General features: G+C 41.2%; 23 protein-coding genes and 1 pseudogene. 10 read left to right on the top strand and 14 right to left on the bottom strand.

Features of this window, described 5'->3' with window-relative positions; all coding sequences use genetic code 11:
* Window positions 1–245: 245 nt before the first annotated feature.
* Both F0226_RS07750 and F0226_RS07745 read right to left on the bottom strand, forming a co-directional pair.
* Window positions 246–3347, bottom strand: coding sequence for an efflux RND transporter permease subunit (locus tag F0226_RS07750; RefSeq protein WP_171735107.1), 3102 nt, complete (start codon window positions 3345–3347; stop codon window positions 246–248).
* Between the two features lie 8 nt (window positions 3348–3355).
* The gene (locus F0226_RS07745; protein WP_171735106.1) at window positions 3356–4450 is read right to left on the bottom strand and encodes an efflux RND transporter periplasmic adaptor subunit; all 1095 of its coding nucleotides are present in this window, start codon (window positions 4448–4450) and stop codon (window positions 3356–3358) included.
* Between the two features lie 209 nt (window positions 4451–4659).
* Between F0226_RS07745 and F0226_RS07740 the strand changes: the two genes are divergently transcribed.
* The gene (locus F0226_RS07740; protein WP_171735105.1) at window positions 4660–5277 is read left to right on the top strand and encodes a TetR family transcriptional regulator; all 618 of its coding nucleotides are present in this window, start codon (window positions 4660–4662) and stop codon (window positions 5275–5277) included.
* A 102-nt stretch (window positions 5278–5379) separates the two neighbouring features.
* Here the strand turns inward: F0226_RS07740 and F0226_RS07735 are convergent, their stop codons facing one another.
* Window positions 5380–6312: a DMT family transporter gene (locus tag F0226_RS07735; protein ID WP_171735104.1), complete on the bottom strand. Its 933-nt coding sequence runs from the start codon at window positions 6310–6312 to the stop codon at window positions 5380–5382.
* A 285-nt stretch (window positions 6313–6597) separates the two neighbouring features.
* Here F0226_RS07735 and F0226_RS07730 point away from each other — a divergent pair, with 285 nt between their 5' ends.
* On the top strand, window positions 6598–6750 hold the full coding sequence (locus F0226_RS07730) for a hypothetical protein (RefSeq protein WP_171735103.1): 153 nt from the start codon (window positions 6598–6600) through the stop codon (window positions 6748–6750).
* A 286-nt stretch (window positions 6751–7036) separates the two neighbouring features.
* A complete protein-coding gene (locus F0226_RS07725) occupies window positions 7037–7954 on the top strand; it encodes a permease (RefSeq protein WP_171735102.1) in 918 nt (305 codons plus the stop codon).
* A 136-nt stretch (window positions 7955–8090) separates the two neighbouring features.
* Here F0226_RS07725 and F0226_RS07720 read toward each other — a convergent pair whose 3' ends face one another.
* The 5 genes from F0226_RS07720 to F0226_RS07700 form a co-directional block, all read right to left on the bottom strand.
* Window positions 8091–9515 (bottom strand): aspartate kinase, encoded by a 1425-nt coding sequence (locus tag F0226_RS07720; protein WP_171735101.1) that lies wholly within the window; start codon window positions 9513–9515, stop codon window positions 8091–8093.
* Window positions 9516–9742: 227 nt separating this feature from the next.
* Complete coding sequence (locus F0226_RS07715) at window positions 9743–10129, bottom strand: ectoine synthase (RefSeq protein ID WP_137372889.1); 387 nt, start codon at window positions 10127–10129, stop codon at window positions 9743–9745.
* A 14-nt stretch (window positions 10130–10143) separates the two neighbouring features.
* Entirely contained in the window at window positions 10144–11409 is a 1266-nt protein-coding gene (gene ectB, locus F0226_RS07710; protein WP_171735100.1) for a diaminobutyrate--2-oxoglutarate transaminase, read from the bottom strand.
* A 19-nt stretch (window positions 11410–11428) separates the two neighbouring features.
* A complete protein-coding gene (gene ectA / locus F0226_RS07705) occupies window positions 11429–11974 on the bottom strand; it encodes a diaminobutyrate acetyltransferase (RefSeq protein ID WP_171735099.1) in 546 nt (181 codons plus the stop codon).
* A gap of 495 nt (window positions 11975–12469) precedes the next feature.
* Window positions 12470–13573, bottom strand: coding sequence for an alpha/beta hydrolase (locus F0226_RS07700; protein WP_171735098.1), 1104 nt, complete (start codon window positions 13571–13573; stop codon window positions 12470–12472).
* Window positions 13574–13737: 164 nt separating this feature from the next.
* Between F0226_RS07700 and F0226_RS07695 the strand changes: the two genes are divergently transcribed.
* The 3 genes from F0226_RS07695 (at window position 13738) to F0226_RS07685 (ending at window position 16215) form a co-directional block, all read left to right on the top strand.
* Window positions 13738–14442 carry a response regulator transcription factor gene (locus tag F0226_RS07695; RefSeq protein WP_171735097.1) on the top strand — a complete coding sequence of 235 codons (705 nt, stop codon included), beginning with the start codon at window positions 13738–13740 and terminating at the stop codon, window positions 14440–14442.
* Window positions 14443–14478: 36 nt separating this feature from the next.
* Entirely contained in the window at window positions 14479–15789 is a 1311-nt protein-coding gene (locus F0226_RS07690; protein ID WP_171735096.1) for an ATP-binding protein, read from the top strand.
* A 138-nt stretch (window positions 15790–15927) separates the two neighbouring features.
* The gene (locus F0226_RS07685; RefSeq protein WP_137372883.1) at window positions 15928–16215 is read left to right on the top strand and encodes a Bor family protein; all 288 of its coding nucleotides are present in this window, start codon (window positions 15928–15930) and stop codon (window positions 16213–16215) included.
* A gap of 88 nt (window positions 16216–16303) precedes the next feature.
* Here the strand turns inward: F0226_RS07685 and F0226_RS07680 are convergent, their stop codons facing one another.
* The 3 genes from F0226_RS07680 to F0226_RS07670 form a co-directional block, all read right to left on the bottom strand.
* Window positions 16304–16633, bottom strand: coding sequence for an AzlD domain-containing protein (locus tag F0226_RS07680; protein ID WP_171735095.1), 330 nt, complete (start codon window positions 16631–16633; stop codon window positions 16304–16306).
* Window positions 16630–17349: an AzlC family ABC transporter permease gene (locus tag F0226_RS07675; protein ID WP_171735094.1), complete on the bottom strand. Its 720-nt coding sequence runs from the start codon at window positions 17347–17349 to the stop codon at window positions 16630–16632. Before F0226_RS07675 ends, F0226_RS07680 begins: the two co-directional genes overlap by 4 nt.
* Before the next feature lie 124 nt (window positions 17350–17473).
* Entirely contained in the window at window positions 17474–18310 is an 837-nt protein-coding gene (locus tag F0226_RS07670; protein ID WP_171735093.1) for an AraC family transcriptional regulator, read from the bottom strand.
* A gap of 373 nt (window positions 18311–18683) precedes the next feature.
* Between F0226_RS07670 and F0226_RS07665 the strand changes: the two genes are divergently transcribed.
* Together F0226_RS07665 and F0226_RS07660 are read left to right on the top strand one after the other, a co-directional pair.
* Window positions 18684–19019 (top strand): hypothetical protein, encoded by a 336-nt coding sequence (locus F0226_RS07665; RefSeq protein WP_171735092.1) that lies wholly within the window; start codon window positions 18684–18686, stop codon window positions 19017–19019.
* Between the two features lie 219 nt (window positions 19020–19238).
* The gene (locus F0226_RS07660) at window positions 19239–20000 is read left to right on the top strand and encodes a transporter substrate-binding domain-containing protein (RefSeq protein WP_171735091.1); all 762 of its coding nucleotides are present in this window, start codon (window positions 19239–19241) and stop codon (window positions 19998–20000) included.
* A 111-nt stretch (window positions 20001–20111) separates the two neighbouring features.
* On the opposite strand, the gene F0226_RS07655 is transcribed toward F0226_RS07660, so the two are convergent.
* Genes F0226_RS07655 through F0226_RS07645 form a run of 3 tightly spaced genes read right to left on the bottom strand, consistent with a single transcriptional unit; the run spans window position 20112 to window position 22952 of the window.
* A complete protein-coding gene (locus F0226_RS07655; protein WP_171735090.1) occupies window positions 20112–20888 on the bottom strand; it encodes a metal ABC transporter permease in 777 nt (258 codons plus the stop codon).
* A gap of 2 nt (window positions 20889–20890) precedes the next feature.
* Window positions 20891–21787: a zinc ABC transporter substrate-binding protein gene (locus F0226_RS07650; RefSeq protein ID WP_171735089.1), complete on the bottom strand. Its 897-nt coding sequence runs from the start codon at window positions 21785–21787 to the stop codon at window positions 20891–20893.
* On the bottom strand, window positions 21777–22952 hold the full coding sequence (locus F0226_RS07645) for a TonB-dependent receptor (RefSeq protein WP_171735088.1): 1176 nt from the start codon (window positions 22950–22952) through the stop codon (window positions 21777–21779). Before F0226_RS07645 ends, F0226_RS07650 begins: the two co-directional genes overlap by 11 nt.
* A gap of 139 nt (window positions 22953–23091) precedes the next feature.
* Between F0226_RS07645 and F0226_RS07640 the strand changes: the two genes are divergently transcribed.
* Together F0226_RS07640 and F0226_RS07635 are read left to right on the top strand one after the other, a co-directional pair.
* Window positions 23092–24381, top strand: a complete 1290-nt coding sequence (locus tag F0226_RS07640; protein WP_171735087.1) for a hypothetical protein — start codon at window positions 23092–23094, stop codon at window positions 24379–24381.
* A gap of 425 nt (window positions 24382–24806) precedes the next feature.
* Window positions 24807–25116: pseudogene (locus F0226_RS07635) on the top strand (helix-turn-helix transcriptional regulator).
* Window positions 25117–25907: the final 791 nt, after the last annotated feature.

Raw genomic sequence — 25907 nt, 5'->3', positions numbered from 1 at the left:
TTCCTTATTGATTTAGTTATCCTTATGAAGCCTCATAGTAACTAACTCATTATCGAATCATATGTTCTAAAAATAAAAATGAGACATTCGGCCAAATAAGTTTCCCCCGGTCTTTCATATAGAATGAAGACCAGACTTTCGGTTTTTCTATTCTCTATTCTCTATTCTCATAAACACAGAGACAGACATAAAAAAGCACAACCTTAGCTGCGCTTCTTATTAAGCTATTCATTGCACTCTTACATTTAATCAGAGACTAATCGCTGAGAGTGCAGCCCTTTTCTACGTGTCATCAAATGAAACACAACAGGCACAAAGTAGAATGAAATCAATGTGGTTAATACAGTACCGCCTACTATGGCAACCGCAAATGGTGGCCAAAAGCCACCGCCTGCGATAATCAAAGGCATAAAACCGCCAACCGTTGTAATGGTTGTTGAGCTAATATGGCGAGTACACGACATCACCGCTTCCACGACAGCATCTACATTGCCAGATGAAGCCCTCTCATCCAGTTTAAGCTCAGTCAATATCACAATGGCAGCATTGATAGCTAAACCAGCGATTCCCAACATAGCGATGATTACAGTGAAGCCAAATGGGTAGCCAAATATCCACACTGACAACAAACCAAGACCGCCCGCAAGCGCTGCCACCATGAAGATGATGCTACTCATTCTGAATGAGTTAAACGACATCACCACTACTAGTACCATCAAAACGACAACAACCGCTACGTTAGAGATTAAGCTATTTACAGAGTTATCTCGTTCCGCCGATTCGCCACCAAACCCAATAGTGTAGCCCGATGGAATCTCATAACTTTCTAAGCGCTTTTGGAACTCATTCAGTACCGTCTGAGGTAATACACCAGCTTTGATGTATCCCTCAATGGTATTCACTCGCTGTCCGTTACGTCGTGTAATCGAACCGCGACTGGTCGTAAGCTCTAACTCCGCTAACGTTGAAACATTGATTCCAGTCGAGTACACCTCAGAGCTTATCGGTAAACGGATATTACTTAGGTGCGATAAATTCTCGCGGGCATCATCCGCCACACGAACTCTGATCGGTACTGACTCACTCCCCTCAATCACTGAACCGCTTTCACGACCCGTTAATGTGGTTTGTAGCATGCCTGCAAATTGATTGAGTGAAATACCATTAAGCTTGGCTGTATCCTCATCGACCTTAAGCCATACTTTAGGTGTCCCTGGCTGCAAGGTTTCTCGGGTATGAGTAACATTGGGAATATTGGCAAGAATTAAACGTACATCTTCACCAATCGCTTTTAAGGTATCTAAGTTTTCGCCATAAACACGTAATTCTACAGGCGCAGTAAATGGAGGTCCCTGATTAAGCTTTCGTACCAGAATTTGCGCTTCTGGTACTTCTTCATCCAGTACTTCTTGTAGCATTGGAATCAGAGCATTGGCTTGTGCGAAGTTCTCTGTTTTCACCATCGCTTGTGAGAAATAAGGCGCGTTATTTTGCCTTGCTTGTAGGTTGTAATAGAAAGACGGGAAGTTCGCCCCTACCAACCAATCAATGCGTTCCACTTCTTGGTATCGATGAATAATGTCATCGATCTTTTCTGAAGTGGCTTTGGTCGCATAGATACTTGCTTGAGGCGGCATGTAAACCTGAATCTCAAACATATCTCTGTCCGAAGGTGGGAAGAACTGCTCTGTTAATTGAGACATGCTCCAGTAACCAGTAAACGGCACTAACAACACTAGGGCAATCGTAATTATTGGGTGAGTCACACCAAAGCGGACTGATGACGAAAACCAGCGAGTCAATGCAGGGATTCTAAGCCCTGTGATGTACCAATGGTGCTGACCTTTTTTATCAACATCACTGAGCTTTTTAGGAAGCAGCTTAGTTGCTAAACCTGCTATCAGCGTATGCGAGATTAAGTAAGAACCTAGCAGAGAGAAAGAAACGGTTATCGCAATGCCGCCCACAAATTCACCTGAAGCCCCTGGCATTAAGATGATTGGTGCAAAAGCAAGAACGGTTGTAAGTGTTGAACCTAATAGCGGTACCCACAAATGCTTGAGTGCGTTCATGGTCGCTTCGGCACGCTGTTGACCTTTCAAACGATAAGCTTGAATTGTATCCACCATCACGACCGCATTGTCCACCATTATGCCGAGTGCCACTATCAAGCCCGTCACCGACATCTGGTTGATTGGCACTCCTGTCATCTTCATGATGGAAAGTGTGAGTAATGAGGTTAATGGCAGAGAAATAGCAACTAAGATTGCAGCTCGAACACCTAAAGTCACGAACAGGACAATTAAGATCAGCACAAAGCCAATCATTAAACTTTTGCCTAAATCATCTAATCGGGTCTCGGTGTAACCTTGCTGATTAAACAATACTGTTACTTGAACATTGCTCGGCAGCTCTTGCTCAAACTTGTCGATAACGGCATTGGCTCTAGTCGTCCAATTGTCCACTCGCAAGTCAGGATGCATTCGCGCAGCAACAATCACTCCTGGCTCACCATCAATAATGGCGATTTGATTTTGTGGCGTTTTTTCCCCTCGGCGAACAGAAGCAATATCTTCCATTCGGATGATATGCCCATTGCTATCGGTCGCAATAGGCACTTGTTTAATACGCTCAATCGAGTCCAACTCTGATTCAATTTCTAACCCAAAACGCGAATGTGCACTAACTAACTCACCCGCAGAGTTTTTGGCATCAGCCCCTTCAAGTGATTCCGCAATATTCGCGCTTGAACGCCCTAATGCCGCAGCATCTGCAGTTCGCAAACTGATTTGAATCTCTTCTTGAGGCATCCCGTATTCATCAACGAACTCAGTGCCTGATAAGGTTCTTAACCGTTTAGCCAATTCTTTCGCATAGCGCCCAAGGGTTAGCCTATCGGGTTCACCGACTCCAGACCATGTAAGCGCAGTAATAGTAGTGAATGCATAGGTATGGTCGCTATCTAGATCTGGGGAATGAGTACCAGACGGCAAGAGCGCCTCAACATCAGATAACTTGTCACGAGCCTGCGACCAAACAGGTTCAGGCTCGGTAATGTCATCATTCAATTCCAGCGTCACAATTGACACGCCCGGTCTTGAAGTCGAGGTCACTAATTTTACTTCACTTAGCTCTCGCAGTTTATTCTCTATGACTTCTGTCACCAGCGTTTCAACACGCTCTGCACTGGCTCCGGGAAAGCTCGTGGTAATGTTTGCATAACGGTTTTCTATTACTGGATCTTCAGCCCGTGGCAAGGTCATGAAAGCTGAAATACCACTCACAAGCAGTAAAGCCGTCATTAAGATCAGCAATCGAGTATTAGAAATAGTCTCTATGATTTTCATGCTATTCCCTACTCAGCCGCTTCTGCAGGCTTCACTGTTTGACCAGGGACAAGGCGATGCAAGCCACTAGAAATAACTTGTTCGCCATCAGCCAAAGCACCGGTCACATAAGCTTGTTGATTGTTAGCAAATAGAACCTGAACGCTTCTTCGCTCAACCTTGTTGTCTTCGCCAATCACGAAAATATTCCACACACCACGTAGACCATCGATTAGCCCTGTTAAAGGAATCCAATAGCCTTGTTCATCAATCGTTTCATCAAATTGAAGGTAGGTAAGCTGCCCTTCCAAAACCGGCGACTTTTCTGGGAACAAATAGCGCAATGCCACACTACGAGATTGAGTATCAACCATGGCTCCTGGGTTAAGTAAACTCACGGAATAATTTGAATTGGCGACGCGTATCATCGGCGCTTCAAGTGAAGTGACCTTTTGCATTTGATGAGCTGGAATACCAATGAACGCTTCTTTTCCTTCCGTTGCAAGTAGAGTCAATGTTGGATTACCCACATTCACCACATCACCCAATGAAACGAAACGTGTTGCTATCGTGCCTGAGTACGGCGCAAGAACGGTAGACTTAACCAATTTCAAATCATTCCCTTGCACTGAAGCATCAATGCGCAAAAGGTTGGCTTGCAGTACGCGTTGCTCACTGGTGAGAGTGTCAATTTCAGCTTCAGCACTGAAGCCTTTCGCTTTGAGCGAACGCTGACGTTTCAGGTTGGCTGCCACTAAACTTAACTGAGCTTTCACTTCTTCTGCTTGAGCTTTTAACTGGCTGGATTCCGTTTTTAGAAGTTGGGTATCTAAACGAATAAGTGGTTGCCCTTTTGTAACGACATCCCCCACATCGACATAGATTTCTTGCACCTTTCCGGCTAATTCAAAGCCCAAATTGGCTTGCTGCCCTGCTTTCACTATTCCAACATATTCGCGCTGTACCGCATAAGAAGGTGATAATTCCAGCGCGATCGTTTCAACAGTTAATACGGTCGAAGGTGCTGAATCAGCAGATGCTTCAGCTTGCGTTGTTTCGCCACACCCAATAAGAAAAGTCGATAGCGCTAATGCAACCGCACTTCTCTTGATCAATTTATACATATTACTGTTCCTATGCAGTACACATTTATATTCTATTTTTAGACTAACTAAATCAAACTAGACTGTCTAGTTTGATTATGTTAAAAATAAGTTTCATCTTTAATGATTGATAAAACTATCACAGAAAGCATAATGCTTACCCTGCCTTTGAGCGTATAAATTAAAGTTCAACACAAACCAGTAGTAGCAGCGTAACGAGAACCAAACACGTGACAAAAATCATCAAGAGTGAACAGAAAAGATCTCAGATCTTAACCGCAGCCAGTGAACTTTTCTCAGAATATGGCTACAAGATCAATATGGATCAAATAGCGAAAGCTGCCAACGTTTCTAAGCAAACGGTCTATTCTCATTTCAAAAACAAAGATGAGTTGTTTGAAACTTGCATGCAAACTAAGTGTGTCGAGAGAGAGTTAAGCCCAAGTGCATTTGATATGAATGCTCCTGTTGCTGAAGAACTGGTTAAATTTGGAGTGAAGTTTCAAAATTTACTGCTTGATGAGCAAGCAAGGCAAACCTTTCAAAATGCCGTCAGCCAAGCCAATACTCACCCTGAAATAGCCGCGGTTTACTTGCAGTCTGGTCCACAAAAAACGACTAACTTATTGGCTGAGTATCTAAAAGACAAAGTCAATTCAAGTGACTTTAGCTTGTCAGTTTCGAGTTCACCGAGAATTGCAGCCATGCAGTTGTTGCTCATGTTCCACGGAAAGTCAGCTTATTGGGGATTCTTCGGGCAAGACAGTCAAGAAAGTGATGAAGATAGACTAAATTACATCAAAGAATGCGTTGCTCTATTTATTAACGGTAATCGTTCTAATAATTAGCGATCTACATTTTTCACTACTGTTTATTTTAAGCTTTAGACAAATGAAAAAGCAGTGAGTGATCACTGCTTCATTTATCTTATCTTCTAGAACAGAATAAGGCTATTTACTGACCTGCTTAATATTCGCTATACCTTTCCATAAACGACCATCAATAGCTGAAAGCCCTAAAGCAATTAAAGACATGCCAACAAAATGTATAGGTTCTAGGGTTTCATTTAAAAAGATGTACCCAAGTAGTATTGCAGATACAGGAACCAATAAGGTCACAAGCAGCACATTGGTGGCACCAGCTAACTCAATTATTTTGAAATACATAACATAGGCAAGAGCCGTAGATACTACAGCTAAGCCAATAATGGCAAACCAAGTATGTGAGCTGACACTTGAGATATTTAAAGGACCATCAACCAATAATGAAATTGGCAATAGAATCATTGTTGATGCCGTCACTTGACCAGCGGCAACAATAATAGGGCTAATACCCATGGTTTTAAAACGGCGGCTATACACGCCAGCAAACGCATAACAGATAGTTGCTGTGATTACTGCAAGCTGTGCAAGTAAACTCCCACCGCCACTCAAGGCTGGTAAACCGATCATAACCACCACACCAATGAAGCCGATTCCTACGCCCATAATTTTTAGAGGTGTTGGTCGTTCATCTGGTAGCAATAAACCCGCTACAATCACAGCAGAAATAGGTGTTGCCGCATTCAAGATAGACGCTAAACCAGAAGCAATTTGAGTCTGCCCCCAAACGATTAACACAAATGGGATGACATTGTTCAATAAGCCAACTTTGAAAAATGCGCCCCAAACGCTTAACTCTTTCGGTGGCTTCAAGCCAAGAAGCAAGGCGATACACCATAATGTTATCGCTGCAATTCCAACCCTTAACGCAACGATGGTCAATGGCGGTAATTCATTGACGGCTATTCCAACAAAGAAAAAAGACCCACCCCAAAGCATTGAAAGTAGTACCAGCATTACCCACAAGCGAGTGCTCATTGAGGTTGAGATAGCAGATGTCATAACGAACAGTCCATGTAACCGAGTTGAAATTTCATACTAACGGCATCCCTATCAATAAGACACGCATTTATTCATGAATTTAACGATTTAGCTACAAGTGATACCGTTCTATATTACTAGGCATATCGCGCCCTTTCCTTAAATCAGCGATACCTTTCCCTCACACGACAAACAAATAACGCTAATCCTGACGATAAATAACCTGATTAGGTCAGCTCAAGACTATCTGCTTTAATCGCGCTCAGACAATTGTCCTGTTCTATTTTTTATTATTAGGGTATTTAAATGTTTTCAATTGATGACGTAGTAGTAGCGACAAAAGGTGTCGATCTTGGTGAAATGACTGTAACTGGCATCAGCGCTGGTGGTTTCTACATTCATGTAACGGTTGATGGTATGACTCTGACTTACCCAGCTCAAGATCTTAAGAAAGCATAATTCGTTGCTAGCTTAATCACTACTGACATTAACAAAGGCAGCCTATTCGCTGCCTTTTTTATTTTTCCCTTCTAGTTCTTTACCTTTTCTTATCCTCAGAAATAATCCACACATACCCACCAACTAGTCACGACCAACAAATCAATAAGAATCAAACTCTTAAAAAAAAATTATCATTTAACTTTAAAAATGAGCACTTCATTTCGATTTTTATCGAAATAAAGGTTGAACTCATAATTTGATGAGCGTATATTTCGACTATTCCAGAAATATAGCGATTGAGATTATGTTTAATATTACACAAGAAATGGTAATGGACACTTTGGGCATGTTTGCCTTTCTAGCAGTTGAACTGACTATTCTATTCTTACTAATTAGTTACATTGTTGGTGTGCTGCAGGTATACATTCCACCAGCAAAAATTCAGAGTATTCTTAGCGGAAAAAATGGTAAGGGTTACTTTATTGCAGGGCTATTAGGAGCAATTACTCCGTTCTGCTCATGCTCAACAATTCCTTTCTTAAAAGGTTTACTACGAGCAAAAGCTGGCTTCGGTACTATGATGGTATTTTTGTTTGCTAGCCCACTTTTAAACCCAATTATTATTGGCTTATTTGCCGTAACCTTTGGTCTTAAAGTGACTGCGTTCTACTTTGCTATTGCAATGGGTGTATCCGTCATTGCTGGTTACACACTAGAAAAGCTAGGCTTTGAGAAATACGTAAAAGAATCGGCTTATATTGAACCTGAATCGAAAGGTTGTGGTTCATCATGTGGTTCGAAGAAAGCACCTGTGAACAAATGGGTTAAAATTTGGAACAGCACATGGTCTGATTTTAAGAAAGTTCTTCCTTACTTGGTTGGTGGTATTGCCTTAGGTTCAATGATTTATGGTTTCATGCCAACAGAGTTAGTGGCGAGCGTAGCAAGTGAAGATAACCCATTTGCTATTCCAGTTGCCGCTGTTATTGGTATCCCACTGTACATTAGAGCTGAAGCAGTCATTCCACTAAGCGCCGCTTTAGCTGCAAAAGGAATGGGTCTTGGAGCAGTAATGGCACTGATTATTGGTAGCGCAGGGGCAAGTTTAACAGAAGTAATTTTGCTTAAATCTATCTTCAAAAACCAAATGATTGCCGCTTTCTTATTCGTAATCTTAAGCATGGCAATGAGTGCAGGCTTCCTATACCAGTTTATCTTCTAACGGTTTAGTAATGAGTTCCGTTTAAAGAAGCTAAAAAAATGGCACATTCAATCGAATGTGCCATTTTTATTCTACAAAGTATTTCGACTAAACAGCCAAGTAACTCAGTCCACTCAGTAAATCAATCTACTCATAACTAAGCAACTTTACTTGAAAGGTTGTCTTTATCTGAAGAGTTAAAAAATTCACCATGTAACGCACAAATTGCCGAGCCATATTCTTCATGACCCACTACAAATTGAACATTCACATTACGCATTGAAGAGTGTAATGCTACAGGCGTCACCCCTTCCTTCATCAAGGCTAAAACACCCTGAGTAAGTGCTTTGTTGGTATCGATTTGAGATCCAATCACAGAAATAAGAGCGACCATTCGACCTTTTATCTCCGCTTTTGGATATCGCTTTTCAGCTTTATAAAGTACTTTATTTAAGCTTTCAGTACTGCCGCCTAAATAATAGGTAATCGAGTTTGCATTCATCTCTTTACCTACAAGGCAAACATGAGCGTCCGCGATAATTTCCATCAATTCATAGCTCACATTATCAACCTGACCAACCATGGTTTGATCGAATAAATGCAAAGCAAAAACCTTTTCTTTTCCAGCAATAATTTCAACTTTATTTGCCGTGGGTTGATGATCACTCGAAATCAATGTACCTGCGTGCTCTGGCTCAAAAGTGTTTTTAATTTGCAGCTCAATATTACTTTCACGCAAGCCTGCTGCTGCATTAGGGTGGATAGCTTCCATACCTAAGTTTGCAAGTTGATCCGCCACATCATAATTCGTACGACCAATTGGCAGTACTTTATCTGAACCCACGACTCGCGGGTCTGCTGAACTCAAGTGATATTCTTTATGAATGATCGCTAAATCAGCTTTAGTAATAGATGCTATTCGACTAAAAGTCATCTCGCTGTATCCGCGATCATAAGTCGACATCAAACCTTCTGAACACGAAGCGTAACCAGTAACAATAGGAAGCTCTGTCGTGACATCAATATCCGCGAATACGTCACGAATATTGTCATCAAGACTTTTAGGCTTTTCAGAGTTCCAGCCACACAAATCAACAAACTTAGCGTTAACACCTAAATTTTTCAGCTTAAGTGCTGTATTAAATGCACTATGCGCTTCACCGATCGAAGATAAGAATTCACGAACTTGCGGCAAGTAATGACGCAACGAAAATTGACCATATTGGCAAGTTTCCAAGATATTCGAGATACAATGCTTAGCTTCTGAAATACGAGAACCAATGAATTTGTCCGCGCGAAGGCGGCTCATTGGATCTGCAAAAATATGTTCATTAGTCAAAAGCATTCGCTGTTCAACATAACTGAGGGCTTCTTCCCAGTTATCATCACGCTTCGCGATGAGCTGATAAACACCAGGCTTACTGGTTTTTTTGCACTCAAGCAGCGCGTCGGTCATACCGCTATAAGCTGAAACCACGAATACGCGATTGTAGCGGTTGGTTGGGCGTAACATTATATTTTCTAAAACAGCATCAAATGCTGTCATGGATGTACCGCCGATTTTCTCTACGGTATAAGTCATAGGGGAACCTTTGTATATGAGGTTGGTAATTTTGATGGCTTTAATAGCTTTGATTACTGTAAAAACGTTAGTTACTTGTAATCGCTCTAATTAGTGCAATAGCTTTGAATACCGATAGCTTTTAAAAACTCAGTGAGGCATTGCGCCTCACTGAAATTGTGGAGTTCCGTTTAATAACGGCTTACTTACCACGAGCTATTAGTAAATTCACGATGAAATAACTAGAGCTAATCAACTAACGGGTAAACACCATTTTCATCATGAGTTTCTTTACCCGTAATTGGCGGGTTAAAGACACATGCCATGACCATTTCTTTGTCTTTAAACGCTCGAAGAAAATGCTCATCGTGTTTATCAAGAATGTATAGCGTTCCTGGTTTAATTGGATACGTCTCACCACCCACCACTTCAATTTCACCTTCCCCACTCATGCAGTACACAGACTCTAAGTGGTTTTTGTAATGAATATGCGTTTCTGTATTTTCATAAATCGTTGTTATGTGAAAAGAAAAACCCATATTGTCATCTTTAAGTAGCATACGGACACTTTCCCATGTTTCCGACGCTACTCTACGCTCGCTATCGCGGCACTCATCCAGTGTTCTTACGATCATCTTTTTAATCCTTCTTAAGATGCTTTTTTAAAGTGCTTCGCTACTACTAGCTCTACTGCGTTTTCAAAAATACTCAAGCCTTGCTCTAGCTCAGATTCTGTAATAGTCAGTGGGCAGAAAAACTTCACGACTTCATCATTTGGCCCAGCCGTTTCGATAATCATGCCATTTTCAAAACACGTCTTCGCGATTGCACTTGCATACTCGCTGTCATTACATTCAATTCCGATCATCATTCCACGACCTTTCTGCTGTGCAAAAAGATCAGGATGACGTTTTACATTGCGCTGAATAACTTCAGATATTTTCGATGAACATGCAGCAATATGCGCTTCAAATTTATTATCAGACCAGTACAGTTCAATCGCTTTAGCAGCGGTAACGAATGCATGGTTATTTCCACGAAAAGTACCGTTATGCTCACCGGCTTTCCAAATATCCAGTTCAGGGGCAAGTAAAACGACGGCCATAGGTAGGCCATAACCACCGATAGACTTAGACAAAGTCACCATATCGGGTTTGATACCTGATGGTTCAAAACTGAAGAATGTGCCTGTACGACCACATCCAGCTTGAATGTCATCGACAATCATTAAAATATCATGCGCTTTACAGATTTTATCTAGGCGCTGTAACCACTCATTAGACGCAACGTTCAGCCCGCCCTCACCTTGCACTGTTTCAAGTAGAACAGCAGCTGGCTTATCCATTCCTGCTGAGTTATCTGAAAGCATAGTTTCAAATAATTTCAGACCATCAATGTCGGCATAACCTTCAAATGGAATGCGCGTCACTTGGTTTAAGCTCATACCAGCGCCTTGACGATGGTGTTGGTTACCAGTAGCCGCTAATGCTCCAGCAGTACAACCATGGAAACCATTGGTAAACGCCACAATTGAACTGCGGCCTTTTACTTTTCGAGCAAGCTTAAGTGCTGCTTCTACGGCGTTGGTTCCCGTAGGACCAGTGAATTGAACCTTATAGTCCAAGCCTCTAGGCTGAAGAATGTCACGTTGAAGCGCGGTTAAGAAACCAGCCTTCGCCGATGAATGCATGTCTAGACCGTGAGTAATGCCATCCATCTCAATGTAGTCCAGCAGTGACTGCTTCAACTCAGGGTTATTGTGTCCGTAATTCAGTGATCCTGCACCAGCAAGAAAATCTAGGTAACGTTCGCCTTTGTCTGTTTCTAGCCAGCAACCTTTCGCTTTTGTAAAAATGACAGGGAAGCTATTTGAGTAAGAACGTACTTTTGATTCTTGCTTGTTAAAAATATCCATGATGAGACCGTTTGGTATCCTATTTTTTAGAATTGTTTAACGGGATGCGATACAAATATTCCGTATCGTGCTTCCCTTTAAAATGTGTTTTTTCGTCTAGAAATGTACTGACTACACCCTGCTGATCATTCTGTGCATCCAACTTTTTGAAGAGTGCCCAAGAGGCAGCATTGTCTTCCGTTATTGTCGTTTCAACAGCCGTAACAGTATTAAGAAGATCTCGATTGAGTAATTCACTGAGCATTTTAAAAGCTAAGCCTTTGCCTCGAAAACGGGGAGAAACTGCAACTTGCCATACGAATAAAGTATTTGGATCGTCTGGCTTTCGGTAACCAGAAATAAAACCGGCGATTTCACCGTTCGATCTCGCGATGATACAAGTTCGGCTAAAATGTGATGACTGGAGGAAGTTGCAATATGATGAATTAACATCAAGAGGGGGGCATGCTGCAATGAGGCTGAAAACGTCATCACCATCTTCTGCTGATGGCTCAGAAAAGATCCAACTTTCTTCAGGATCTTGCTCTATATCGGGATACATCATCCAAGGTACTGATGTGATCATGTGTAAATACATTTCCTTTGTACTCTAAGCAAATTTCGCCGTTATTAGGCACAGAACCTCTCTCTAAAATCAAAAATACCTGTAAATTAAGCTTAAAATTGAGACTTAAATCACAAAAATATAGCAATTCGGACCTAAATAATTTAATTAGATCTCTAATCTTTTTATTGAATGAGCACTTAAAAAATCTTATTTCACTGATTTTCGTTTATAAAAAATCACGAAAAAACATTCAAAAAAGAAAAATTTGAGTCGATGTATACACTCCTAATTTTGAGTGAAACGCATCAAGTAATTGTGCAAATAGTAAGGCAAAAAAATGACGTATAAACTGGCAAAAACAGCAAACCAATTTAGGCGTTTTTGTAGACATTGAGAGGGGGATTTTACAAATGAGGATAGGCAGATTATTACGGAAAAATTCGCAACAACCTGCCGTTATTAAGTGTGTTTTTGTACGTACTTCGAGTAAAATAATTGGCTAAATGGGCGTTGTTATTTTATTTGGGTAATAAAGCCATATTTATCAGAATCAGCCTTAGTTACCCAATGTGCTCCGCTTGCAGGTGCAGAATCCAAAGTAAACAAGTAAAAGTCGATACCTTTATCACCCATCATTTTTTTGAAATAGGTCGCCTGTTTGCGGTGGCTTTCATCGGTATATGGGAAGTCTTTCGCCGTCTTATCTCCCTGCCCCCAACTATGAACCCCTATTTGTTCATTTTTCTCAATCGCTGTTGCTGTATTTGAACGGATCAAAGTACGCTGTTTACCTGCTGCAAATAAGTCGGTACCACCAGAGAAAACAGAACCCGTTGCTGTGACAACCGTATCCATATCGTTATCTTTGATCAAAAGTCCGGTATACATATTAATGTCATCGTCAGCACTTCCTCCAATATGATTATTAAATCGCACTTCCATATTGGTTCCTTGGTTCGCTTTTACAATTTCATCAAGCTGCAAGTAAGTTGTATAACCCAAGGTTGAGTTAATTCTGTCGCCTTTACCATCATCTCCAAGAATATCTTTGTAAAAATCATTGAACGCAAATGAAGTTTGGATATTGACTTGGTTATCTTTCATTTGTGGGGTCAGTATAGTTGAACCTATGCTACCGATATGTTCTTCAGCTTCAGTATAGAACTCCACCTGAACCGGTCGCTTCATTGCCGATGTAGTGCTGACCACTGTGGTTTCATTTGAAACAGAACGAACAGACTGACTGCAGGGGAAGGTATCAAAGTCATCTGCGTTTTGATAAATAACACAAGGCTCAGAATCCTCTGCACTTTGTAGGTAAAGGTCGACACTTTTACCTTTATTGTCCGACAGTTTAATGAGTGTCGCTCCACCTAGCGCTTCAGCGAATTTCATGTTTGAATACATTGTTCCATTATAAGACAAACGCATTGCTTCAAGGATTTCTTGGCGCTCTTCCACAGCCTCTCTTTTAGCTTCTTCAGTGAATTTGTAATTAGCTAAAGGTTTATCTACAACCGCTGGCTTCGTTTTTGATGCACTACTTGGTGAGCCTGAATTACATCCAACCAGGATAATAAGAGGAGTAGCCAGTAAAAGAGTACGATAAGATTTCATATGTTTGTCCCAGTTTTGATTATGGGAGGATTTTATGAGTTAAAAGTGTAATTTACTGTCTTGGTTATGTATGGAAATGTCGTTTACCCCGTTAGAATACAAACCATTAAAGGCGTTCTTAACTAAAGAACTACGAAGTATAAGTACTACAAGGCAGATACTGAATGACTCACCCAACGATGCTTATCATTGAAGACGACTTAAAGCTTCAGCAGATGCTGAAAGATTACTTCATTACGCAAAACTTCAATGTTACAGCCTTAGATGATGGCAGTAACGCTGCACAAACGATCATCAATGAGCAACCAGATATTGTTCTACTTGATTTGATGCTTCCTGTAACCGATGGGCTGACAATCTGCCGACAGACACGTTCTCTCTATCAAGGTAAGATTTTAATGCTAACGGCAAGCGACGATGACTTTGACCACGTTGCTGGGCTTGAAACAGGTGCAGACGACTATGTCACTAAACCGATTAAGCCTCGTGTTTTGCTTGCCCGAGTTCGGTCTTTGCTTCGTCGCCAAGACAATTCTGCAACTTCGATTGAAGACTCAGACCACATTAACTTTGGAAAGCTTGTCCTTAAAAACAAGTACAAGAAATGTGAGTTTGCTGGTGAATTACTGCCACTAACTGATAGTGAATTCGACTTGCTTTGGTTACTGGCAAGCAACCCAGATGAACCTTTATCCCGTGATTACCTTACCCAAGCATTACGAGGTATCGAGTACGATGGCATAGACCGAACTATCGATAACAAAGTGGTCAAATTAAGAAAACTGCTTGGTGACGACAATGCTTCAGCAGAAAAAGTGCAAACAATCAGAGGAAAAGGCTACTTGTTTGTTTCAACGGCTTGGAATTAACGACGCTCAAATTGAGCGTATAAAAAGAGAACGCTAATGCGACGTATTTATCTGGAATCCATACTTGGCTTAATCGCTTGTTTTTTAACGGGGGTGGTCACTTATGAAATCTGCGTTTACCAACTCAATACTGATTATGAATACGTACTGCAAGATTATGAAGCGGTCGCTCATCAACAACTATTAGATAATATTGCCAAAAATCAGGGGTTAGATGCAGCTCAGAAAGCCATAAATGAGTTCGCGAATACCACTAGGCTTGTTCTAACCGTTTTCGAGCCAAGTGATACTATCCCTGATTTAGCGACTGATTTTTTTGCAAAGAATCCTACTTTACACACCTTCCATGATGACAATAGAGATCTATGGTTTCGATTATCTGGTAGCGACCATATTTATCATTACTACCCTGATGATCAGTCTTTAGTTCGTGAAAAAATTGAACTCGAAGATAAGTTACTTTGGGTTTTCTTCATCTCTAGTTTTATTGTGTACAGCTTAGGTCATTTATTGATTATTTTCCGACGAGTCAATAAGTTAGAACAGGCAACCTTACGCTTTGCCGAAGGCGATTTATCTTCCCGTGCTGATACTTCAGGAGGAAGCTCAATTGGTACGTTGAACAAATCATTCAACATTATGGCAGACAGAATTTTTCATCTTATTGAAAGTAACCGTTCTTTAACTAACGCCGTCGCCCATGAGCTTCGCACTCCTGTTTTTCGCATCCAATGGCAAGCTGAATTATTAAAAGATACCCCACTGTCGAATGAGCAACTTGCCACCATTGCAAGCATTGTGGAAGACACAGAAGAAATGGAGCAAATGGTCGATGAGCTTTTATATTACGCAAAACTCGACAATAGTTGCCTTGAGTTAATGTATGAGAAACTAGAGCCCACAGACTTCTTTGATAAAGCAATCAAACGCTGGAGCAAAGAAACCAAGCTTGATATACATTTTGCTCCTCCCCAAAACCTCGGTACTTCAACACTATTTTTTGAAGCTGACAAAAAGCTGCTAAGCCGCGCACTAGATAACTTAGTGCGAAACGCTTTTAAGTATGCTGAAACACAAATTCTTATTGAACTAACCACTCACGATGATCAATTTCAGATTGCTATTCATGATGATGGTCCCGGTGTTGAAGATGAACATCAAGCTCATCTATTTGAACCCTTCTATGTCGGCAATAAAGCACGAAACAAGGCAAAAAGTGGGCATGGCTTAGGGCTATCTATCGTTAAAAAGATTTGCGAACAGCACAATGGCTCCATAAATATCGAACGTAGTACCAAATTGCATGGTGCGCTTTTTATTATGACTTTACCGTTATGTAATGAATAGCCTGACAAACCTATACAGTAACCGAATGAAAGCTCTGGAATAATATGCGACATCGGTTAGGAGATGCACGAGAACATTTTTCATGATGCACACCTTTGTTACTCCTGACCAAATCATTGAATATTATTTGGAGATACCATGAAAAAGTTAATTCTTATTACTGCCCTATCATTAGTTGCTACTGGTTGTGCACAACAAACGTTCGTAATGGCACCGCAAGAAACTGAAGTAACGACGGAGCAATCTCACCACTTCTTTATTAATGGTCTTGCTCAAAAGAAACAAATCGACGCAGCGAAAGTATGTGGTGGCATCGATAAAGTAGCGAAAGTAGAAGTTCAAGAAACATTCGTTAATGGTTTACTTGCTACGGTTACTTTCGGTATCTACACACCTCGTGAGGCTCGTGTTTACTGTAAGGCTTAAGCTAGAGCAGGTGTAAACTTTATAAGTAAAATTCTGTAAATAATCCCTCGTATGAGGGATTATTTATATGCGCAGGCAAGACATTGGCTTACTTAAATAAGAGGTCAATAGCAACTAAGTTGTAAAACAGAAAAACTCCCATCCCAACTCCTATCGTCAGTAATACATTACCCGTCTTCCAAATTAGTAACCCCGTGACCAAGGCACCAATCAAATACGGGTTCTCCAAACTTGGGAAAAATTCTTGTTCCGGTGCAAATACAATAGGTCCCCAAATTGCGGTTAATACCGCAGGGCTTGAATAACGAAGGAAACGGCGCGTAGTATTATTAAGCCTTAGTGGAATTGCAGGTTCCAAAAAAATGTAGCGGCTAGCAAACACAATAGCGGTCATTAGTAAGATGGATAACCAAATCATAATTGTTCTCCTTCGGCAGTCATGCTTTTGGAATGCCCACGTTGGACATAAGATTCACTAATAAACCCAGCTACCATTCCCGAAATGGAAGCGATCATTAACGCTCCTTCTACTTGATTAACCGTTAGAAATACCGAGAAAACCAAAGAAACTACCACGCACACCACCACAGGTAGCGTTTTAATTAGAGGGAACACCAGCGCGATAAACGTTGACGCTACGGCGAAATCTAGACCAATTTCATTTAATGAAGGGATTTGGCTGCCAGCTATAATTCCAACAAAACTGGCAATGTTCCAAATAAGATAAAAACCGCCACCAACCCCGGCTGCATACCAACGATTGAATTCTTGCTGAGACTGCCCATTACAAATAGCGAATAACTCGTCCGTTAACCAAAAACCCAATAACAAGCGCCAACGGGCAGGTAAATGGCTGATCTTATCTCGCATTGAAATACTGTAGAGGAAATGCCTTGATGTGATAAATAGAGTGGTTAACAGCATAGTGCCAAGCCCAATACCGGCCTTAAACATGCCAGCTGCGACTAATTGGGCCGAGCCTGCAAACAAGATTCCAGACATTGCCTGAGCTTGGTATACATTGAGCCCGGCATCAATCGCATAGGAACCCGCTAATATCCCCCACGGTATTACTGCGATGCTTAAAGGCATTCCCGCAATAAACCCTTTTCGTAACTCTGTGCGTTTGTTCATTCTTGCGTAACCCATATATTCTTATTATTCATCACATGCTTTAATGTAAGAGAGCATCTACTGCCGCGATTGTACAAACTTGCTCTATTCTGGTTTCTTTTTTAACTGGCTTTCTCTACTGAAGCTAAGCAAGCATCTTTATATACTGACCCGGCGTGTATCCATTGGCTCTTTTAAAGTGTCGATGAAAATGGCTTTGGTCGTGAAAACCGCACTCTTGCGCTGTTTCAGAAATCGTATGACCTTGCTTTAATAATTGGCGTGCAAACCGTAATCGAGCTTGAATTTGGTAAGCGTGTGGCGGTAAACCAAACTCTTTTTGAAAAGATCGCACCAAATGATAAGGACTTAATGCAGCAAGGTTAGATAATTCTTCTAATGACACATCAGCTTGTGGAAAGTCATCTAGAAACTCCTTAACCAGTAAAAGTTGTCTCTGAACTTTACCTTCTAATTTTGGAGTAAGAGTAGACTTACCATGCTTACTGATTAACTTAACAAACATTTCGTACATCAGAGTTTCTCTGAGTAAGCGGTTGTCAGAAGCGTCAATAGTATTGAAAACAAGGCGAATTTGATTTGCTAATTCAGGGTCTTCCACCACGGCATTCGGGAAATAAGGCGCCCCATAGCTTGGTAAATTAAGGTCTTTAGATATTTTAGCTAGCTGCTCTGGCACTGGGTACATAGCTCTATACGCCCAACCACCTTCCGATGCCGAGTGCCCACTATGAACCTCATCCGCATTCACTAAAATAATGGTATCTTGCGGTGCAATATGGTGACCGCCAGTTCGATAAAAGCGCTGAGCACCTTGTTCAATCACACCTATTGTGTAGCCTTCATGACTATGGCGAGAGAAGTTCTGCTTTTCGTATTCCGCATTGAGGATTTCAAGACCGCCAAGCTCTTCAGTGATCTTATATTCAGCCTTTTCTTTAGAGCGTTTTTTGCTGTCCATAACTATCCCCCCAAGCCTGTTAATTATCAAACGACCTATCAGTCTACTTTATAGACTCCCATGACTTTTGTACAAAATTGCTCATTTCAGATTTAAATTGAGTACCCATCACTATTTATTTAGGGTTCGGTTTTAATGATTCGGTTTTAATGATTCGGTTTTAATGATTCGGTTTTAATGATTCGGTTTTAATGATTCGAGGATTAAAGGCTTTAAACGTTCTTACAAGACAAGCTAGATAGCCTCCCTTTATGAGACTAAAGTCCTGCTATTAATCCTCTTAGCAAGAAATTGACAAACACTACCGTATTCATGCCCATAATCTCTATCCAGTCTCCTTTATCTCAACTCATCGGTAACAGACCAAAATATAATGAAAATAATCTTAAGCCTGTTCTTTTTCTTAATTCTCACTGGGTGCACTCATAACCAATCTAAAGCTTTGAGTGCGAACAGTTCAGCAGTCAATGTCTACCCTCAATCTATGTCAAACTTACAATTGTGCGATACCTTGTATTACGGACGTTCAAGCAATCAAACACTGGCTGCAATTGGAAGTGAGTTTAATAGAAGAGGACTCTCAAAACGTTGGTGTGACCGCGAAACAAACAAGCTCTATTTTACAAAAGCCGTTGATTGGGTCTCTGATAAAATAGATGACAACCAAGACTCAGAAGAAGAGTCGCCCGTTGTAGTTCCTGCTATTTAATTAAAAAGTTAATTGGTACTAGCTTTCGTTTAGCTAGTACCAACCAATCAGCTATCTTTCCTTTTTATATTCCAGTTCTGCTTTAAGAAAAGTTGCAAACTTCTTTCATCTGAATCCAAACCCATCTATGCCTAAGTTCACATCAATGTGCATTCTCATTGATAAATGTTAACAAATAGTTAATTATCGATATCCATTATTAAAATAAGGAAATAACAAATGAAATGGATATTAGTTGCATTCGTCAGTATTTTTTCTGTATTCACATACGCAAAAGATTGGAAACAGATTCGCTTTACTGTTGAAGGGGCTTACCCACCATTCAGCTGGACAACACAAGATGGTCAATTGGAAGGGTTTGAGGTCGATTTAGCAAACGCGCTGTGCGTCGAACTCGGAGTAAAATGCATCATTTCAAAAACAGATTGGGACGGTATTATCCCTTCTCTTTTAAGTCGTAAAAATGATGCGATCATTGCAGCAATGACGATTACTGATGAACGAGAGAAAAAGGTTAACTTCACTATCCCGTACGCAAAAGTTCCGACGCGCTTTGTCATGAAAAATGATAGAGAGATCGATATGAAAGACGACAGCTTAAATGACCTGACTATTGGGGTTCAAAGAGCAACAATCGGTGATAAATACCTTTCTGAAATTTACCCGAATGTCGATATTCGCCGCTATGGTACTTTCGATGAAGCATTTACAGATCTACTCAACGGGCGTCTTGATACCGTTTTCGGTGGCTCAATGGGGCTAAACTCAGGCTTCCTTGAAACCGAACAAGGTAAGGGCTATCACTTTACAGGCCCTAAATTCACAGAAGAAAAGTGGTTTGGTCGCGGTATCGGAGTGGCTGTAAGAAAACAAGACAACGAATTAAAAGACCTAATTGATGATGGAATACAGAGACTTATCGATAATGGTCAACACCAAAAGATTGCAAGTAAATACTTTTCATACAGCATTTACGATTAACGCAATGGTTTAACAAGGTGTGATGATTCTCACTCTGATAAACTTGGATTAGTTACAGATACAAAAAGCCGCTTTTAAAAGCGGCTTTCATTAAAATATTAAGTGAACGAATCAGGGGACTGACTTCTGATGAGACATGTTAGACGCTGCTGATAAAGCCACACTGTAAACCAAACCAGCCGTAGCCATACTTAACACCACACAAGGACCTACGGGAAAATCCCATATCAAAGACGTATAAAAACCGCCAACGCCCCCTGCTACACCAACTCCAATAGCACCTAACCACATAACACGATTCTTCATGGCAGCGACTGACAAAGCTGGAATGATCAAGCAAGCAAACTCTAGATACACACCAAGACTCATCACTAAAGGTGGAATGGCGATGGCAAATAGTATGTAAAATCCCCTACCTGTTAACCAGCTACCACGCCATACTTGAATAGCAAATAAAGCAGCAGCTACACAAAAAACTGGCAGCACGTCACTTGGGCTACTCCAAAGTAAGCGACCATTAAGTAAAGAAGATATCATCTCTTTACCATGTGGATTGTGACTGACCAATATTACCGCCAAGCACGCAGCTAACACATAAAGTAACCCAATTAAGGCTTCTAAATGCTGGTCAACTTTACGTTCAAGGCAGCCTAAGAGAATCGCAGCAGGCACAGTTAATACCCAAGAAGCCAACAATTTCGAGCTGAACGCCACATCAGCATGCCCAACAGATAGCTGAATGATCAAGACCCCAAGAGCAGCAATTTGCGCCATCGCTAAGTCGATAAATATCACACCTCGCTTTAGCACTTGTCGACCAAGAATAATGTTCGCAAAAAGAGCAAATAAGCCAACAAAAATAGGAGCAACCATCCAAGAATACGCCACATTTATTTCCTTTGAAGGTTGAGTAGCTGCGTAATGCTATCGTCGATTAATGCGGCTAGTGTTTCTGTATTTGGCCTACCACCTACGCTTTGTGCTAGTTCTGCTACAGGTAAGGCTGTTCGCTCTGATAACCATTTCGCGGCGTCTGTTGGTTGGTGACTGGAATACACAATACCATCAGCATCTTCGGAGCTGATTGAACTTAATGAATTCAAATGCGCAACTGTTGGTGGCAAACCCGGTTTAGGCTCTAAATCTGCCACTTGCTCAACGCCGAGCCATGCGAACAAGTAACGGTGTGTTTCGTGGTATCCCACAAGCTGCATTCCCTTCAGATTATCACCTAGAGATTGCCATCGAGCTGTATGCTTGCGCCAATCTGCACGAAACTTAACCCCATTTCCTTTGTATAAAGCTTGGTTGTCTGGATCTATTTTCGCCAAACGCTCCACCAGCGCCTTAGAGATATTCGGTATATCTGCCACTGCAAACTGAACATGTGGATTTCCATGGCTATGCACATCGCCCATAGAGCGATCTACGTGATCATGAGTATCTAACATATTCACATAATCCGTTGTCCAAAATAGACCATCTTTGCCATTTTGAACTTTGCTATTACGACTCTGACGTTGCAATTCTGGTAGCCAACCAATCTCAAGCTCTGCCCCTGAACAAACCACTAGATCAGCTTTTCGCATCTTTGAAATCAGAGATGGTCTTGCTTGAACATAATGGGGGTCTTGCATTGCGGTAGTGGCCGAAAACACTTCTGCATTTGGTGCATGTTCCGTAACTAAAGCCGCCCAGTCGGGCTGACACGTAAATACGTTCAAGCTTGCATTTGTAAAAAATGAGGTCGCGAGCAAACCACTTGCGATAACGAATTTAGAAAGCATGAGCTGGGTGCGCTCCGAATGACATGATGTATTGAACAGTAAAAATGGTTTGAGATTTTTCGGTTAACTGCTCGTGAGTAATCTGAGTACGTACTCGACCAAAATGAGAGCCGTGCCAATCTAGTGCAATATCTGTCTCTTGAATGTCTGATTGTGACAATTCACCATGGTAATGATCAACATGCCAATGGACATCTCCCGTCACTGCATTCATTTCTCCATATCGACCACTCACGGTCCAATTTGGCGAGAACTGATAAGCTAATTCAGTGTACCAACCATAAGCTTGGTCATCAGCGTTCGGGATCGATTCCATTTGTTCATCGTAGCGGTCATCAATCAGCCATGCTTCAGCCGTAGCTCGAAGATTCTCTTGCTTGTAGTTTCCTTGAGGTGCCCACTTCCAGGTCATGTCCACACCATGGATCCATTTACCCGTTACGCTTGGTCCATGAGAGTGGCTATGGTCGCCGTGATCATGAGATGAATGATCGTGTGAGCCGCCAGACGTTTCTTGGGCAACAAATCCTTCACCATTAGCGTTGTACATAGTACTCAACCCAACACGCCAACTATTCGATTCATCAACATCATCACCAATTTGAAGGTTTGCGGTATACACACCAACCGTTGCCGGATCACTGTAGCCAACATCCCAACCTTTACCGCTAAACATTTCATAACTAGCAGCTATAAAAGTTTCGGTTGGTGCCAACCAAGAAACCTGCACACCATCATCAAAATAATGACTGCCAAATACAGCGCGATAGACAGCTGGCCGGTCACTGAAGGCATCTTCGTGCAGGTGTTTACTATTGAGATAGCCGACGTTTGACAGCAATCGACCAGCTTTCACTTTGAAACCTAAAGGCATACTTAGCGTTTCAATAAATGCCTCTTCTAATTCAAATTCAGTCGCACCACCATGAGTGGCTAAGACGGTGATTAATTGACCTCGAAAGTTTTGGTCAATGTTACTACTCAGCAATATTTCTGAATGCCCAAGACCAAAACCTTTGTCACGCATTCCCCACTGGCGAGCTTCACTTTGGTAAGCCCCATCTAGCACAACACCTAAATCAATATCAGGTGCACCTACCGCTAATGGCGAAATTAAACTAAGGAGAGAAGCGCCATAAAACGCATTTAAAGAGAATTTTTTCACCTAGACCTCTGAATTGTAAATGATTATTACTAACAAAAATATTGAATACAAATAATGTTATGTTATAACATCTCACAAAGTCAATCATAGAATGAATACTTCTCATTCAACTTTTAATAGATTTATAAAAGGAAGTTATATGCACTTTGCTTCAAATTCAGTAGGAAAAAAAACACTACTAACATTATCAATTGCTGCGTTTGTCAGTGGTTGTTCAGATGGCGAAAACGATGCGGCTGGGGCACAAGACACCCAACCGGATCACCAGGAAGAGAATGTCAGCCGAATAGTCATTAGCGAATCTGGCAGCAATAATGTGTATGTTTTAAATGCCAGTAACTTTGAAACTATTGGTCAGTTTGCTTTACTTAATGCACCTTCAGGGTTAAAAACCAGCCCGGATGGTCGTTACGCTTTAGCACTTCAACGCAGCCAAAACACAGTAGAAATCATAGACAGTGGTGTTTATGCGGAAGCACATGGGGATCACTTCCACTTACACGCTGATGAACCAGTGCTACTCACCGATACATACACAAGCCCTGCACCAACACACTACGATATGGCAGACCATCAAACCGCACTATTTTTCGATGGTAATGCTGAAGCGGGCTTAAACGCAGAATTGAAGATTTTGGATGACGCGACCATCGCAAATGCGAGCCAAATCGCAAGCTACTCATTCACTTACGCAATGCACAGTACCGCACAGATCTTTGGTGAACATGTTTTTACAGGTATTAAAGAAGATCCTGTGGTAGCCGGGCTGCCGAATCAGGTCGCTGCACTTGAGCTGCATGGCGATCACTTTCACGGACCAACCGTTGCGAATGTCACCTGCCCTTCATTGCATGGCAGTGCACAATCTGAAACTCAAGTGGCATTCGCTTGTGATGACGGCATCGTAGTGATCAATGATCCTGGTGTTGCACCGCAGTACACCAAAATTGTTAATCCAGCATCTCTTGAGGCAGGTTCACGCTTTGGTAAGGTTTTAGGCTTCAAAAATGCTGATAAGTTACTTTTCGTAAGCCGCACACTGCAAGCATTCCAGCTTAACCAAGGCGCATTGGAAGAAATCTCGTGGAAAGAGGCGAATGAGGAAGGATACTTAACTTACGCAAGTACAGAGTCTGCATTCTTAGTACTGTCTACAACGGGTAAATTGAAAGTATTTGACCCATCAACTAACTTCACCCAGAGCGCTGAAGTTCAAGTATGGGAAACCGTACCAACCCTAGCTGAAGGTCAAAAATTTAGTATCAGTTACGATAAGCGTAGTAAGCATGTCTACGTAACCGATCCAACTAACAATGTTGTTGTAGAAGTTGAGTTAGGCGAACAACCAACAGTGAAAACTCATCAACTGAGTTTTGCTCCTGGCTTAATTACTTGGGCGGGTACAACAGAAAGTGAACATCAGCACTAATCTTTAGCCGATGTCGCTAATCAAATAATAAAATAGCGCAGGTAAACACTGCGCTATTTTAAATTTGTACAAGCCAACTTAAAGGTGAAACTAATGAGGACAACGGAATAAGCCTCTGATGCTTAAATAAATATCACCATCAAAATCAGATTTTAATTTTTCCAGTTAAAAATCATCTGGCTCTAAGTCAGTTCTACGTAGATAAACGCCTCGGATTAGAAAGTGCATGGAGCTCGTCATACTACCAGCTTGATAATAATGAGTTTGTTGGTTCCCCTGCTCCCACTAATCACCCAAAGAACTTAGCCGTATCATGATTACCTCCAAATCAGATAATCTAAATCCAACTTAGGATTGCTAAGTGTAAAGGCATCAGTAAAACTTAGACAATCTAAGCTATCTAAAAATTGAAAAGAGATGTGTAAGTGCAAAAAAACAATCCAATCCCAGCGAGGCTCAAAGCTGCGCGTAAAAAAGCCAAGATAACCCAAAAAGATTTAGGGGTGAAAATTGGTATGGAGCAAAGTTCTGCTAGCGCTCGCATGAATCATTACGAGAAAGGCAGGCATGTACCTGATATTGGTACGCTTGAGCGTATGGCTGAAGAGTTAGATGTGCCACTAAACTACTTTTTTTTGTAGGAGTGAATTGAGCGCTGAGTTAGCGTGTGCAATTGATAAGGTCAGTGATGAGGAAAAAGTGGTGGTGTTGGAGAACCTGAACGGAGAAAAGTAATACTAAAGCTTTAAGCTCATTTGTTTTCAGTAACCAAAACTAAGCGCCTGTTGAGCTCATTAAATGTCACTCTCTGTTTTTATTGGAATCGCTATCTGAAGTCGGTTTTGATGATCTGACTGGAGTATTTAATCTCGAAGAATGTTGACTGTTCATTGTGACCTATCGCTTAAAGTCGGGAGGTATCTCGGCACTTACGATTATTAAATTGATAATGGAAACCAAAAGGCTGGCAAGTGATTGCAAAAAGATATCTGAACTGTTGGGGAATTTGATAACGAAAATACCAGTTTCCGTTTTTAATGAGAGATGACGTATTTTAGTACAAACTTTTAGTACCAAGCAGGAAATTACGTTATTGATAGAGATAAAGTTTTGATTTAATAACATTTAGATAGCAAAACGCCGCTAATAAAAGCGGCGTTTTTAATGTCGCTGAAACCATAAGGCGTCCAACCACCTAATTGAATTTCAACAAGTTACATACTACCTAAAACAATAACACGTCCAAACTTGAAACCATAAGATGTCCTTTCAATCAGCTTCAACAAAAATACTAGAGTTAAGTGTAAGAAAGTTACATAACACCAGAAGCGACCACAATTTGCTATAAGCAGAACCTAGTAATTAAGGTACGACAGAATCGCTTGGTGATCACATACATTGTGGACGTGTGTAACAAATTTTTGGACAATAATGTGTCAACAACTTTGCTAAATTAGAAATTAACAAATCACTTCAAGCAAGTATGGGTTGCTCAACTCCCTTAACTCAGTGTCCAGTATTGATGG

The organism is Vibrio sp. 99-70-13A1 (assembly GCF_013114625.1).
Taxonomy (GTDB): Bacteria; Pseudomonadota; Gammaproteobacteria; order Enterobacterales; family Vibrionaceae; genus Vibrio.
This window is presented reverse-complemented; position numbering and strand designations above follow the sequence as displayed.

What these genes read in the sequence shown, in the direction of transcription:
- F0226_RS07750 (WP_171735107.1), bottom strand. Translation starts at nt 3,347, where the DNA reads ATGAAAATCATAGAGACTATTTCTAATACTCGATTGCTGATCTTAATG.
- F0226_RS07745 (WP_171735106.1), bottom strand. Translation starts at nt 4,450, where the DNA reads ATGTATAAATTGATCAAGAGAAGTGCGGTTGCATTAGCGCTATCGACT.
- F0226_RS07735 (WP_171735104.1), bottom strand. Translation starts at nt 6,312, where the DNA reads ATGACATCTGCTATCTCAACCTCAATGAGCACTCGCTTGTGGGTAATG.
- F0226_RS07730 (WP_171735103.1), top strand. Translation starts at nt 6,598, where the DNA reads ATGTTTTCAATTGATGACGTAGTAGTAGCGACAAAAGGTGTCGATCTT.
- F0226_RS07725 (WP_171735102.1), top strand. Translation starts at nt 7,037, where the DNA reads ATGTTTAATATTACACAAGAAATGGTAATGGACACTTTGGGCATGTTT.
- F0226_RS07720 (WP_171735101.1), bottom strand. Translation starts at nt 9,515, where the DNA reads ATGACTTATACCGTAGAGAAAATCGGCGGTACATCCATGACAGCATTT.
- F0226_RS07715 (WP_137372889.1), bottom strand. Translation starts at nt 10,129, where the DNA reads ATGATCGTAAGAACACTGGATGAGTGCCGCGATAGCGAGCGTAGAGTA.
- ectB (WP_171735100.1), bottom strand. Translation starts at nt 11,409, where the DNA reads ATGGATATTTTTAACAAGCAAGAATCAAAAGTACGTTCTTACTCAAAT.
- ectA (WP_171735099.1), bottom strand. Translation starts at nt 11,974, where the DNA reads ATGATCACATCAGTACCTTGGATGATGTATCCCGATATAGAGCAAGAT.
- F0226_RS07700 (WP_171735098.1), bottom strand. Translation starts at nt 13,573, where the DNA reads ATGAAATCTTATCGTACTCTTTTACTGGCTACTCCTCTTATTATCCTG.
- F0226_RS07695 (WP_171735097.1), top strand. Translation starts at nt 13,738, where the DNA reads ATGACTCACCCAACGATGCTTATCATTGAAGACGACTTAAAGCTTCAG.
- F0226_RS07690 (WP_171735096.1), top strand. Translation starts at nt 14,479, where the DNA reads ATGCGACGTATTTATCTGGAATCCATACTTGGCTTAATCGCTTGTTTT.
- F0226_RS07685 (WP_137372883.1), top strand. Translation starts at nt 15,928, where the DNA reads ATGAAAAAGTTAATTCTTATTACTGCCCTATCATTAGTTGCTACTGGT.
- F0226_RS07680 (WP_171735095.1), bottom strand. Translation starts at nt 16,633, where the DNA reads ATGATTTGGTTATCCATCTTACTAATGACCGCTATTGTGTTTGCTAGC.
- F0226_RS07675 (WP_171735094.1), bottom strand. Translation starts at nt 17,349, where the DNA reads ATGAACAAACGCACAGAGTTACGAAAAGGGTTTATTGCGGGAATGCCT.
- F0226_RS07670 (WP_171735093.1), bottom strand. Translation starts at nt 18,310, where the DNA reads ATGGACAGCAAAAAACGCTCTAAAGAAAAGGCTGAATATAAGATCACT.
- F0226_RS07665 (WP_171735092.1), top strand. Translation starts at nt 18,684, where the DNA reads ATGAAAATAATCTTAAGCCTGTTCTTTTTCTTAATTCTCACTGGGTGC.
- F0226_RS07660 (WP_171735091.1), top strand. Translation starts at nt 19,239, where the DNA reads ATGAAATGGATATTAGTTGCATTCGTCAGTATTTTTTCTGTATTCACA.
- F0226_RS07650 (WP_171735089.1), bottom strand. Translation starts at nt 21,787, where the DNA reads ATGCTTTCTAAATTCGTTATCGCAAGTGGTTTGCTCGCGACCTCATTT.
- F0226_RS07640 (WP_171735087.1), top strand. Translation starts at nt 23,092, where the DNA reads ATGCACTTTGCTTCAAATTCAGTAGGAAAAAAAACACTACTAACATTA.